At 74.0% G+C, this 12962-nt stretch carries 12 protein-coding genes and 1 riboswitch; of the genes, 5 read left to right on the forward strand and 7 right to left on the reverse strand.

The features are described from left to right. Positions 1–126: 126 nt before the first annotated feature. Positions 127–651: a hypothetical protein gene (locus PV350_RS37915; RefSeq protein WP_499515304.1), complete on the reverse strand. Its 525-nt coding sequence runs from the start codon at positions 649–651 to the stop codon at positions 127–129. 361 nt (positions 652–1012) lie between these two features. Further along, positions 1013–1229: riboswitch (cobalamin riboswitch) on the forward strand. A gap of 107 nt (positions 1230–1336) precedes the next feature. On the opposite strand from PV350_RS37915, the gene metE reads away from it, so the two are divergent. From metE to PV350_RS37940, 5 genes are all read left to right on the forward strand, one after another. Continuing rightward, entirely contained in the window at positions 1337–3625 is a 2289-nt protein-coding gene (metE, locus tag PV350_RS37920) for a 5-methyltetrahydropteroyltriglutamate--homocysteine S-methyltransferase (RefSeq protein WP_500338004.1), read from the forward strand. Between the two features lie 5 nt (positions 3626–3630). After that, on the forward strand, positions 3631–4110 hold the full coding sequence (locus tag PV350_RS37925; protein WP_499515306.1) for an acyl-CoA thioesterase: 480 nt from the start codon (positions 3631–3633) through the stop codon (positions 4108–4110). A 115-nt stretch (positions 4111–4225) separates the two neighbouring features. Further along, positions 4226–4648: a VOC family protein gene (locus PV350_RS37930; RefSeq protein ID WP_499515307.1), complete on the forward strand. Its 423-nt coding sequence runs from the start codon at positions 4226–4228 to the stop codon at positions 4646–4648. Then, a complete protein-coding gene (locus tag PV350_RS37935; protein ID WP_499515308.1) occupies positions 4645–5721 on the forward strand; it encodes an adenosine deaminase in 1077 nt (358 codons plus the stop codon). Before PV350_RS37930 ends, PV350_RS37935 begins: the two co-directional genes overlap by 4 nt. Positions 5722–5930: 209 nt before the next feature. Continuing rightward, entirely contained in the window at positions 5931–6911 is a 981-nt protein-coding gene (locus PV350_RS37940; protein ID WP_499515309.1) for a hydroxyacid dehydrogenase, read from the forward strand. 297 nt (positions 6912–7208) lie between these two features. Here the strand turns inward: PV350_RS37940 and PV350_RS37945 are convergent, their stop codons facing one another. From PV350_RS37945 to PV350_RS37970, 6 genes are all read right to left on the reverse strand, one after another. Beyond that, entirely contained in the window at positions 7209–7433 is a 225-nt protein-coding gene (locus PV350_RS37945; RefSeq protein ID WP_499515310.1) for a hypothetical protein, read from the reverse strand. 73 nt (positions 7434–7506) lie between these two features. Then, complete coding sequence (locus PV350_RS37950; RefSeq protein WP_500338006.1) at positions 7507–8778, reverse strand: alpha-L-fucosidase; 1272 nt, start codon at positions 8776–8778, stop codon at positions 7507–7509. A 193-nt stretch (positions 8779–8971) separates the two neighbouring features. Beyond that, positions 8972–9898, reverse strand: a complete 927-nt coding sequence (locus tag PV350_RS37955; RefSeq protein ID WP_499515312.1) for a carbohydrate ABC transporter permease — start codon at positions 9896–9898, stop codon at positions 8972–8974. Beyond that, a complete protein-coding gene (locus tag PV350_RS37960; RefSeq protein WP_500338008.1) occupies positions 9895–11247 on the reverse strand; it encodes a carbohydrate ABC transporter permease in 1353 nt (450 codons plus the stop codon). The genes PV350_RS37955 and PV350_RS37960 overlap by 4 nt, the downstream gene beginning before the upstream one ends. A 9-nt stretch (positions 11248–11256) precedes the next feature. Continuing rightward, complete coding sequence (locus PV350_RS37965) at positions 11257–12588, reverse strand: ABC transporter substrate-binding protein (protein ID WP_499515314.1); 1332 nt, start codon at positions 12586–12588, stop codon at positions 11257–11259. Between the two features lie 40 nt (positions 12589–12628). Continuing rightward, on the reverse strand, positions 12629–12962 hold a 334-nt coding region (locus tag PV350_RS37970), incomplete at its 5' end, for a DUF3459 domain-containing protein (protein ID WP_500338010.1).

The following is a 12962-nucleotide window of genomic DNA, read 5'->3' on the forward strand; positions in this document are numbered from 1 at the left end:
GCCGCGCCGTCATGGAACTCCTGCGCGCCGTCGTCCACAGCGAAGGCGTCACCGCCCTCGTCGCCACCCACGACCCCCAGCTCCTCGCCCTCGCCGACCGCGTCCTGGAACTCCGCGACGGCCACATCACCCCCACCGACTGACCCACGGCTTCCGCGGGGCGGCGCGCGTCCGCCGCCGGCCGGCGCGGTGCAGCGCCAGGCCGGACCAGCCGGCCAGGACGAGTCCCACCGCGGTGAACCCCGACCAGAACAGCAGGGGACCGTGCCCGACGTCACGGCGGGCGACGACCCGCTCGGGACGGTCGGCCCGGTAGACGATGGGGAGCCGGTCCCCGTGGTTCACCTGGCGGCGGTTGGTGCCCGGCGGCAGCGGGTGGGTCACCTCGGCGCCCGCCACGGTGAAGGTCACCCACAGCCGGCCGTCGCCGGAGGCGTCGCGGGCCTCGCGGACCGTGCCCACCGTGTGCACGCCGTAGCGCACGGCCAGGGTGTCCCTTGCCGTCGCGGTCAGCAGCCAGACGCCCGCCGCGAGGAACACCACGCCGGCCAGCAGGAGCGCCAGGGGATGCGCGGAGCCCTCGACCGAGCCCCGCCCTTCCGATCGCCGGCCGCCTCGCATCGGTTCGTGCTGTGCGTCCCGTGCCCCCATGGAAGCAATTTACGGGAACCACCAGGCCCTGCGGGAGACCGAGTTGGGGGTGCGCGGCGGCCTCCGGCACGTCCCGGACGACGACCTCGTCGCCGTCGGTGCGGACCCGCGCTTGCCCTGCCTGCCGCACGAGGTCGTGCCGGATGCCCGGCCGGCCACCTGGTGCCCGGTGACATGCCGCGTGGTTCACCCGTGCCGCGGGGCCGCCCGCCGCCCGTACCGCCAGCGGCCGACTGCGTGCGCTGCGTCCGTTCCGTTCCGTCGTGTCCCGGGCCCTGCCACCCCGGCACCCGGCGCCGCTCACCGTGCCCACCGGGACGTCCGGTACGCGGATCTCCCCGTCCGCGGCCGGCGCACCCCGTAGGCTGGCGCGTGCAGCTGGTTCGCCCCGTCCGCCAGGCGGGATGCGTCGCAAGAGGGAACCCGGTGGGAATCCGGGACTGCCCCGCAGCGGTGAGCGGGAACGACCGCCGTCATACGCACTGGGCGCGCAAGCGTCCGGGAAGCGACGGCCAGTAGGTGTCTGCCCGGCAGACGTGCCCGTGAGTCCGAAGACCTGCCACTGCCCGTGCCCCGCGGTGGGGCGCGGTTCCACCGGGACCTCGTGGGCGGGTCGGCGGCGGCCTTCGTGTGCCGTGCCGGCGTCCCGTGCCGGGGTCCGTGCGAACTCGCGAAGGAGAGTTCCATGGCACTCACGCACATCGGTGCGACCCTCCACGGCTACCCGCGGCAGGGCCCCGACCGGGAGCTCAAGCGGGCCCTCGAGGGCTACTGGGCGGGCCGCGTCGGGGCGGAGGACCTGCTCGCGACCGCCGCGTCCGTCCGGGCGGGCGCCCGGCGCCAGATGCGCGCGGCGGGCATCACCGAGATCCCGACCGGCGGCTTCTCGCTCTACGACCACGTCCTGGACACGGCCTGGGCGGTCGGTGCCGTCCCCGCGCGCTACCGCGCGGGCGAGGTGAGCGAGCTGGACGCCTACTTCGCCGCCGCTCGCGGCACGGCGGAGCTGGCGCCGCTGGAGATGACCAAGTGGTTCGACACCAACTACCACTACCTGGTGCCCGAGATCGGCCCCGGCACCGGCTTCGCCCCCGACCCGCGGGGGCAGCTCGCGCAGTACGCCGAGGCCCGGCGCGAGGGCCTGACGGCCCGTCCGGTGCTGCTCGGCCCCGTCAGCTTGCTGCTGCTGTCCAAGCCCGCGCCCGGCGCCGGCGCCGGCTTCACACCGTTCGCGCTGCTGGACCGGCTGCTGCCGGTCTACGCGTCCCTCCTGGCGGACCTGCGGGCCGCGGGCGCGGAATGGGTGCAACTGGACGAGCCCGTACTGGTCCAGGACCAGCCGCGTGCCGTGCTCGACGCCACCGCCCGCGCCTACCGCGAACTCACCGCCGCCGAGGACCGGCCGAAGGTGCTGGTCGCCACCTACTTCGACGCCCTCGGGGAGGCCCTGCCCGTCCTCGCGCAGTCCCCCGTGGAGGGGCTGGCCCTGGACTTCACCGGTCCCGCCGCCGCGAACCTCGACGCGCTCGGCCGCCTCGGCGGCCTGCCCGGCAAGCGCCTGGTCGCCGGGGTCGTCGACGGCCGCAACGTCTGGGCCGACGACCTGGAGGCCTCGCTCGCCACCCTGGCCACCCTGCTGGGCCTGACCGACCACCTCGACGTGGCGCCCTCCTGCTCCCTCCTCCACGTCCCCCTGGACCTGACGCGGGAACGCACCCTGGACCTGCAGGTCACGCGCTGGCTCGCCTTCGCCCGGCAGAAGCTCGACGAGACCGTCACCCTGGCGCGCGCCCTGTCCGGGGGCCGCGAGGCCGTCGCCCCGCAACTGGCCGCGAGCCGTGCCGCCCGGGCCTCACGTGCCGCCTCCGCCCTCACCCACGACCCCGCCGTACGGGCCCGCTGCGCGGCCGCCGGTCCCGACGACGCCCGCCGCCCCCAGCCGTACGGGGAGCGGGCCGCGGCGCAGCGGAACCGGCTCGGCCTGCCCCCGCTGCCGACGACGACCATCGGCTCGTTCCCGCAGACCGCCGACCTGCGCGCCGCCCGCGCGGCCCTGCGGGCGGGGAAGCTGACGGCGCAGCAGTACGAGGAGCGGATCGCCGCCGAGATCCGCGAGGTCGTCGCGTTCCAGGAGAAGGCGGGCCTGGACGTCCTCGTCCACGGGGAGCCCGAACGCAACGACATGGTGCAGTACTTCGCCGAGCGGCTGGACGGTTTCCTCGTCACCCGGCACGGCTGGGTCCAGTCCTACGGGAGCCGCTACGTCAAGCCGCCGGTCCTCGTCGGCGACGTGTCACGGCCCGCGCCCATGACGCTGCGCTGGACCTCCTACGCGCAGTCGCTCACCGGCAGGCCCGTCAAGGGCATGCTCACCGGCCCGGTCACGATGCTCGCCTGGTCCTTCGTCCGCGACGACCAGCCGCTCGCCGACACCGCCCGCCAGGTCGCCCTCGCCCTGCGCGACGAGGTCGCCGACCTGGAGGCGGCCGGGACCGCGGTCATCCAGGTCGACGAACCCGCGCTGCGCGAGAGCCTGCCGCTGCGCGCCGCCGCCCGCCCCGGCTACCTGGAGTGGGCCACCGAGGCCTTCCGCCTCGCCACCTCCGGGGTCCGCGCGGACACCCAGGTCCACACCCACATGTGCTACGCGGAGTTCGGGGAGATCCTGCCGGCCATCGAGGCCCTGGACGCGGACGTCATCAGCCTGGAGGCCGCCCGCTCCCACATGGAGATCGCGGGCGAGCTGGCCGCCGCCGGCTACCGGCGGGAGGTCGGCCCCGGGGTGTACGACATCCACTCGCCGCGCGTCCCCTCGGAACGGGAGATCTCCGACCTCATCGACCGGGCGCTGCGGGTCCTGCCCGCCGAACGGCTGTGGGTCAACCCCGACTGCGGCCTGAAGACCCGGGCCCCGGGCGAGGTCCGTGCCGCGCTGGAGAACCTGGTGGCCGCCGCGCGCCGGGTGCGGGGGTGAGCGGGATGGCCCCGCGGTACAAGACCCCGGCCGACTCGGCCGTGACGCTCGCCCACATCATGAGCGAGCACGACACCAACCTGTACGGGACCGTCCACGGCGGGGTCGTGATGAAGCTCGTCGACGACGCGGCGGCGGCGGCCGCGGCCCGGCACGCCTCGGGCCCCGCGGTGACCGTCTCCGTGGAGGGGATGGCCTTCCTCCACCCGGCGCACGCCGGTGACCTGCTCACCGTCCACGCGGTCGTGGAGCACGCGGGCCGCACCTCGATGGACGTCGGCGTCCGCGTCACCGCCGAGCGCTGGGACGCCCCGGGCCCGGCGACCGAGGTCGTCACCGCGCACCTGGTCTTCGTGGCCACCGGCGCCGACGGCAGGCCCCGGCCGGTGGCGGAGCTCAGGCCGGCGTCGGCCGAGGACGAGCGGCGGCACGCCCGGGCGCTGCGGCGCCGCGCCCTGCGCGCCCGGCCGGCCGAGGCGGGCTGACCCGGGGGCCGGGCGGGGCGGCGGCCGGCCGCCCCGCCCGGCCCGGGACCGGCACCCCCTCCCAGTCGGAGGGGGCGTCTTGCCCGGGTCGTGGTGTTACGTATAACGTTCGCGCATGTCCCGTATCGCCCTGGTCACCCTCGTCGTCCGCGACTACGACGAGGCCATCGCCTTCTACACCGGCGCCCTCGGCTTCGAGCTCGTCGAGGACGAGCCGCGCCCCGGCGGCAGCCGGTGGGTCGTCGTGCGCCCGCCCGGCGGCGCCGCGGGCAGCGGGCTGCTGCTCGCCCGCGCCAAGAACGACGCGGAGCTGTCGAGGGTCGGCGACCAGACCGGCGGACGGGTCGGCTTCTTCCTGCACACCGAGGACTTCGCGGGCGACCACGCGCGGATGAGCGCCGCCGGGGTGACCTTCCTGGAGGAGCCCCGCCACGAGGCGTACGGCTCGGTCGTCGTCTTCCAGGACCCCTACGGGAACCGCTGGGACCTCCTCCAGCCCGCCGCCACCGCCCCCACCGACCAGGAGCCCACCGCGTGACCGCCCTCGACACCGACCTGATCCGCCGGCTCCCCAAGGCCGTCCTCCACGACCACCTGGACGGCGGCCTGCGCCCGGCCACCCTGGTCGAACTGGCCGCGGAGATCGGCCACACCCTTCCCGCCACCGACCCCGGCGAGCTGGCCGCCTGGTACTACGACGCCGCCAACTCCGGCGACCTGGTCCGCTACATCGCCACCTTCGAGCACACGATCGCCGTGATGGGCACCCGCGAGGGCCTGCTGCGCGTCGCCGAGGAGTACGTGCTCGACCTCGCCGCCGACGGCGTCGTCTACGGCGAGGTGCGCTACGCGCCCGAACTGCTGGTGCACCGGGGCCTGACCCTGGCCGAGGTCGTCGAGACCGTCCAGCAGGGCCTGGCCGCCGGCATGGCGAAGGCCGCCGCCGCGGGCACGCCGGTCCGCGTGGGAACCCTGCTGTGCGCGATGCGCATGACCGACCGCAGCCGCGAGGTGGCCGACCTCGCCGTCGCGTACCGCGACGCGGGCGTCGTCGGCTTTGACATCGCGGGCGCCGAGGACGGCTTCCCGCCCGCCGACCACCTCGCCGCCTTCGAGCACCTGCGCCGCGAGAACGTGCCCTTCACCATCCATGCGGGCGAGGCCCACGGCCTGCCCAGCATCCATCAGGCCGTGCAGGTCTGCGGCGCGCTGCGGATCGGCCACGGCGTCCGCCTCGCCGAGGACATCGTGGACGGCAAGCTCGGCCGTCTCGCGGGCTGGATACGCGACCGCCGCATCGCGCTGGAGGTCTGCCCGACCTCCAACCTCCAGACGGGCGCCGCCACCTCCATCGCCGAGCACCCCATCACCCTCCTGCGCGACCTAGGCTTCCGCGTCACCCTCAACACCGACAACCGCCTGGTCTCGGCGACCACCATGACCCGCGAGATGGAGCTGCTCGTCACCGAGGCGGGCTGGACGGCGGAGGACCTGCGCGAGGTCACCGTCAACGCGCTCAAGAGCGCGTTCCTCCCCTTCGACGAGCGGAACGCGATCATCCGCGACGTCGTCCTGCCGGGCTACGAGACGGTGCTCGCCGCGGGCAGCTGACCCCTGACGGGGGTACCGGCCCGGTCCCCGGTCCGGTACCCCGCGTGCGGCGCCCGAGGCGGTGCGCGTGCCGGGGCCGGGGAGGCCCGGTCCGCCCTTGACGTCGCCGGGTCACGTGCGAATGATGGCGCCGTCACCCGTCCGCAGGTCTCCACAGGGGGAGCCGCCACGTGACCCGCGCGCACCACCGTCCCCGTACCGTCCTGGCCATGAGTGCCGGGACCCGTGAGGCCGTCCTCGGCGACGCGGCGCTCGAACGGCTCTGCCGCGTCGCCCGCGTCGACCCCGCCCTGCTCGTCGAGGACTTCGGGGACCCCGCCGTGGCGGAACCGCTCGCCGAGGCCGAGGTGCTGCTCACCGGCTGGGGCTGCCCGCCGCTGGACGAGGCGGCGCTGGCCCGCATGCCCGCGCTGCGCGCGGTCGTCCACGCCGCCGGATCGGTCAAGCAGCACGTCACCGACGCCGTGTGGCGGCGCGGCATCCAGGTCTCCACCGCCGCCGCGGCCAACGCCCTGCCGGTGGCCGAGTACACCGTCGCCGCCGTGCTGTTCGCCAACAAGCGCGTCCTGGCCTCGGCGCAGGCCTACCGGGAGGCCCGCCACCGGCCGGAGCCCTCCGAGGTGTTCCCCGGCATCGGCAACTACCGTCGTACCGTGGGGGTCGTCGGCGCCTCCCGCATCGGGCGGCGGGTCATCGAGCTGCTGCGCCCCTTCGACCTGCGCCTGCTCGTCCACGACCCCCACCTCGACCCCGGCGAGGCGGTCGCGCTCGGTGCGGAGCCGGTCGAGCTGGACCAACTGTGCCTGCTCGGGGACGTGGTCACCGTCCACGCCCCCGAACTGCCCGAGACCCGGCACCTGTTCGACGCCGCGCGCCTGGCGCTGCTGCGGGACGGGACCACGCTGGTCAACACCTCGCGGGGCTCGCTGGTCGACACCGCCGCGCTCACCGCCGAACTGGTCTCCGGCCGGCTGCACGCCGTCCTCGACGTCACCGACCCCGAGCCGCTGCCCGCCGACTCGCCGCTCTACGATCTGCCGAACGTCCTGCTGACCCCGCACGTCGCCGGCTCGCTCGGCGGCGAACTGGCCCGGCTCGCCGACACCGCGATCGAGGAGATCGAACGTCTCGCCCACGGTGCGCCCCTCGCCCACGCCGTCCACCGCGACGCGCTCGCACGTTCCGCCTGAGGAAGGACCACATCGCCGTCCCCGTCCCGGCCCCGGCCCAATACGCCTGACAGGAAGCGGGATCCGGCGTCTTCCTGCACGCCGGCGTCAACACCGCCAACGGGCAGGAATGGAGCGACGGCACCATGGACCCGGCGACCTTCGCCCCCACGGCGCTGGACGCCCGCCAGTGGCCCCGCACCGCGGCGCGGTCGGTTCACCGAAGGCGCAGGAAGTTCCTGACGTCGGCACGGCCGTCGAGGGCCCGGGCGTCCACGTCCGAGGGATCGGCCTCCGCACGCGCCGCCAGCGACTCCGTCAGCGCGAGGGACGCATCGCCGAGAACCGTCGGGCGGTGTGTCCCAGGCACAGACCGGCCAGGCCGAGAAGGGGACTTCCCGGCGCGGCCCGCGTCCCGACCTCGACGCACCAGTGCTCGACGAACCGCCGGTCGTCGTCGTTCAGCGCGCTCCCGACCAGGACGCTCGCCGCCTCGGCCTCGTGCGAGCGGTCGCGCAGAGCCCGTTCCAGGGTCTCGGCCACCACCTCGTGGGGCAGCGCGGGAGGGTTCCGGAAGCGGGGACGGGAAGGCACCTCATGGGAGGGCGGCACGGAGCTAGGCACGACCGGTGCCGCGGTAGAGGTCCAGTTCGCCGTCGAGTTCGAGGGCGAGGACGGTGGCGTACGGGTCCAGGGCGTCGGGGGAGGGCGCGTCGATCCAGGTGACGCCGGGCACGTCGTGGAGCCCGCCGGTCACGTGGTGGCCCAGCTCGGCGCCCGTGCCCACCACCGACACACGGCGGACGCGGTTGCGCAGGCCGCGCAGCGCGATCGTCTCGCGCGGGGCGTCGAAGCACACCAGGTACAGGGTGCGGCGGTCGGCGGACAGGGTGCTGGGGCCGTAGTGGTGCCCGGCCGGCAGGCCGGCGACGGTGCCGTACACGGCGTCGGCGTGGCCGCGGATCCAGTCGCCGAGGCCCTCCAGGCGGGCCGTCTGCTCCGGGGTGATGGTGCCGTCCTCACGGGGGCCGACGTCCAGCAGCAGGTTGCCGCCGGCACCGATCGTCTCGGTGAAGTAGCGGACCAGCTGGCGCACCGACTTGTGGCGGTGGTCGGCGTGCTGGAAGCCCCAGGAGTCGTTGACGGTCAGGCACAGCTCCCACGGCCCGGCCGGCGGTTCGACGGGGATGCCCTGCTCGGGTGTGGCGTAGTCGCCGTGGCTCAGCATGCGCGCGTTCAGGACCGTCTCCGGGTTCCCGGCGAGGATCCGCGCGGCCAGGGCGTCCAGGCCCCACTGCTCCTCGCTGCGCTCCCACTCGCCGTCGAACCACAGCAGGTCGGGGCGGAAGCGGTCGACGAGCTCGCCGACCTGGGCGTCGCGGTAGGCGAGGTAGCGCTCCCAGGCGGCCGGGTCCTCCTTGCCGTCCGCCGGGGCGACGAAGGGGCTGGTCACCACGTCCTCGGTGGGCGGGGCGGGGTGGACGACGCTGGGGTAGTCCGGGTGGTTCCAGTCCGAGTGGGAGTAGTACAACCCGACCTTCAGGCCGTGTTCGCGCAGCGCCTGCGCGTACGGGTCGACAAGGTCGCGACCGGCCGGGGTGCGCCGGACGACCGACAGGTCGCCCTGCGCGGTGTCCCACAGGGCGACGCCGTCGTGGTGCCGGGCGGTCAGCACCGCGTAGCGGGCGCCCGCGCGGGCGAAGAGCCCGGCCCAGGCGCGCGGCTCGTACCGCGCCGCGGTGAACCCGTCGAGCTGGCGCATGTACCGCTCGTGGGGGACCTCGCCGTTGTAGAAGGCCCAGGACTCGGGCACGCCGTCGACCGCGTAGATCCCGTAGTGGATGAAGATGCCGAGCTTGGCGTCGGCGAACCACGGCTGCAGGGGCATGGCTGACGAGTCCTCGCGGGAGGGGAGAAGGCGACCGCGGGTGCGGTGATACGTCGGAGGAGTCCTGTCCTCCGCCCCGACCCTAAGGGGGATCGGGGCGACTGACAAGAAAGACCTCCGACGTATCAGGACACCCACACCCGCATCCGCATCCGCATCCGCGGCGGCTCGGCGGCTACTTCACCTGCTTCACCTACTTCACCGATCCCGCCATGACCCCCTCCACGAAGTGGCGCTGGAAGGCGAAGAAGACCGCCAGCGGCACGATCAGCGACAGGAAGGCCCCCGGCGCCAGCACGTCGATGTTGGAGCCGAACTGCCGCATCTGGGACTGCAGGGCGACCGTGAGCGGCTGCGAGCCGCTGTCGGCGAAGATCAGCGCGACGAGCATGTCGTTCCAGACCCACAGGAACTGGAAGATGGCCAGGCTCGCGATCGCCGGACGGCCCACCGGCAGCACCAGCTTCCGGAAGATCGTCCATTCCGTCCCGCCGTCCATGCGGGCGGCCTCCAGCATCTCGCGCGGGATCTCCGCGAAGTAGTTGCGGAGCAGGAAGATGGCGAACGGCAGCCCGTACGCCACGTGGAAGAGGACCACGCCCGCGGTCGTGCCGAACAGCCCCACCGCCCCGAACAGCCGGGCCACCGGCAGCAGTCCGATCTGCACCGGCACCACCAGCATGCCGACGACCACCAGGAAGACCCAGTCGCGCCCCGGGAACTCCAGCCAGGCGAAGGCGTACCCGGCCAGGGCGGCGAGGACCACGACGGCGGCCGTGGCGGGCACCGAGATCAGCACGGTGTTCCAGAACGCCTGGGTGATCCCGCTGTCCCCGAGGATCGCGGAGTAGTTGTCGAAGGTCAGCGACCCGGGGTGGACCAGGGCGGTCCACCAGCCGGAACCGGCGTTGTCGTCGGCGTTCCGCAGCGAGGAGACGAACAGCCCGGCCGTCGGGGTGAGCCAGATCAGCGCGACGACCGTCAGCAGGACCTGGACGAGCCCCCCGCGCAGCACCGAGACCAGCCGGCCCGCCACGGAGGGACGCCCGGGGGTCCGGCCGGACGTCCCGCCGGGCGGGGTGGGCGGAGCGGGGCGCGGAGCGGCGGTCTGCACGGTCATCGGTTGCTCCTGCGGAAGCGTCGGATGTTGAGGGCCATGGCCGGCAGCACCAGCAGCAGCAGGACGACGCCGATCGCGCTGCCCAGGCCCTGGTTGTTGCCGCCGCCGAAGGAGACCAGCCACATCTGCAGCGCCAGGACGTTGGCGTCCTCCTGCACCGGGCCCGGCGCGATGATGTACACGAGGTCGAAGACCTTCATCACGTTGATCACCAGCGTCACGAAGACCACGCCCAGCACCGGCGCGAGCAGCGGCACGGTGATCCTGCGGAAGATCTGCCACTCGCCCGCGCCGTCCATCCGGGCGGCCTCCAGCGTCTCGCGCGGCAGCGAGGACAGCCCGGCGCCGATCAGCACCATGGAGAAGCCGGTCCAGATCCACAGGTAGGCGCCGATGATCGCCGGGGTGATCAGTGCCGGGCCGAGCCAGTCGATGCCCGCGTACGGTTCCGCGAAGTTCTTCCCGGGCAGCCGGACGCCGTACGGGCCGTCCCCAGCTCCTGCGAAGCGGAAGGAACCGTCGTCACCGGTGGTCGTGGTGGCGACCACGGCATCGCCCTTGGTCAGTTCGACCGCCATGTGCGGCAGCCCGCGCTCCTGGGGGTCCACGGCGCCGGGCGTGCCCCCGCCGCCCGGGACGAAGTCCAGGTAGACCACGCCGGTGACGGCGTCGTCGGAGGCCTGCGCGGGCGCGGCCGGGCGGGCCTGCTGCGGCAGGGACGCGGGCGGCAGGCCGACCAGGCCCAGCGTGACGCCCTCGCCCGGCTCCACCCGCGCGACCGCCTGGTAGCCGCCGTCGCCCGACTCCTTCAGCACGTCCGTGCCGCGGGGACGGGCGCCGGGGTAGGCGGAGGAGTCGTTGAAGGTGTCGTGCACGGCGACGGCGACCGCGTTCATGACGCCGCGCTGCGGGTCCTGGTCGTACACCAGGCGGAAGGTGATGCCCGCGGCGAGGAAGGAGACCGCCATCGGCATGAAGATCAGCAGCTTGAAGGCGGTGGCCCAGCGGATCTTCTCGGTGAGCACGGCCAGGACCAGGCCGACGCCGGTGAGCAGTGCCGGCGCGGCCACGACCCAGATCGCGGTGTTGCGGATGGCCTTCAGCGAGGACGGGTCGCTGAACATCTCCTGGTAGTTGGCGAGCCCCACGAAGCGGTCGCCGCTCGCGTCGAACAGGCTGCGGCCGACCGAGAAGAGGATGGGGTAGCCGACGAGGGCGCCGAGCAGGGCGAGCGCCGGGAGCGCGAAGACGATCGCCGTGATGCGGGCCCGGCGCGCACGCCGCCGGACGGAGGCCGGGGCGGTGCCGCCCGCCGGGGCGGACGGCACCTTGCGGGTGAGGGCGGACATGATCCGGCCTCAGCCCTTGTACGCCTTGGCGGCCGCGGCCTCGAGCTTCGCCGCGGTGGCCTTCGGGTCCGACGGGTCGCGCAGGAAGTCCTGCAGGATCTTCCACTCACCCTTGCCGGGCGTGCCGCCGAAGGCGGGCGGGGTCTGGTCGGACATGTCGAAGCGCACCGTGTCACCGGCGTCGACCAGGGACTTGGCGGCCGTGCGCAGGGTGTCGTCCGCGTAGGAGGCCGGGTCCAGCTTGGTGTTGGGGGAGAGGAAGCCGCCCGCCTTCGCCCAGATCTGCGCGGCCTCGGGGGTGGCCAGGTAGGCGATCAGCTCCATGGCGGCCTTGGCGTTCTTGCCGGACTTCAGCGCCACGGCGGCCTCGCCGCCGCCGACCACCGGTGCCGGGCCGCCGTCGACCGAGGGGAAGGGGAAGAACTTGGCGTCCTCGCCGACCTTGCCGCCCAGGTCACCCGAGATGACACCGCCGACGAAGTCGCCCTCGTAGACCAGGCCGGCCTTGGGGCTCTTGCCGAAGACGTGCGCGACGGAGTCCGGGAAGCTCGTGGCCAGGGCGCCCTTGCGGCCGCCCGCGAGCAGGTCGTCCTCGCCGAACAGCTGGGACAAGGTGGTGAGCGCCTTGACGACGGTGGGGTCGCTCCACGGGATCTCGTGCCGGGTCAGCTTGTCGTAGTTCTCCGGGCCGGCCTGGGAGAGGTAGACGTTCTCGAACCAGTCGGTGAGCGTCCAGCCGTCCGAGCCGCCGACGGCGAAGGCGGGCAGGCCCGAGTCGGAGACGGCGCGGGCGGCGTCCAGCATCTCCGCGAAGGTCTTGGGCGGCTGCACGCCGGCCGTCTCCAGCGCCTGCGGGCTGTACCAGACCGTCGACTTGTCGGAGGTCTTGAAGTACAGGCCGTAGTAGGTGCCGTCGACCGTGCCGAACGTCTGCCAGATCTTGGCGTAGTTCTTCTCCGCGGCGCCCTTCACCTCCGGCGACAGCGGCTGGAGCCAGCCCTTGCCCGCGAACTCCTTGAGCACGCCGGGCTGCGGCACCATCGCGACGTCGGGCGAGTCACCGCCCTCGACCTTGCTGCCCAGGACGGTCGCGAAGTTGTCACCGGTGGAGACGTACGCCACCTTCGCCCCGGTCTTGGCGGTGAAGCCGTCCAGGACCTTCTGGAAGTTCTGCTGCTCGACGCCGGTCCAGACGGCCGCGACGGTGACCGTCTGGCCCTTGAGCTTCTGGCCGCCGGCCGCCGGGCCGGAGTCGGAGGAGGCCTTGGTGTCACCGCCGCAGGCGGTGGTCGCGAGGGCCAGACCGCATATGGCGGTGGCCGCGACGAGGGTGCGCTTCATCGGGGTGGTGTCCCTTCTTCGGTGGAGTGGTGCGGAACGGTCAGGTGCGCGCCGGGTCGTGGACCCACCAGGCGGCGGCGTTGCCGGGGAGGACCCCCGGCGGGCAGGGGGCGCTGGACAGCAGCGGCTGTCCCGGTACGGGAGCGGGGACCGGCTCGTCGCCGAAGTTCACGGCGCAGACCAGGCCCTCGCCGCGGACGAAGGCGAGCACGCCGGGCGGTGCCTCCAGCCAGCGCAGCGTTCCCTCGCCGAGCTGGGGCAGCCGGGCCCGCAGGCCGAGCGCCTCCCGGTACAGGTGCCAGAAGGAGCCGGTGTCCAGCAGCGCGCGGTCGGCGCTGTGCTCGGCGAACCAGTCGGGCTGCGGCAGCCACGGC

This window comes from Streptomyces sp. PA03-6a (genome assembly GCF_033792765.1).
Classification (GTDB): Bacteria; Actinomycetota; Actinomycetes; order Streptomycetales; family Streptomycetaceae; genus Actinacidiphila.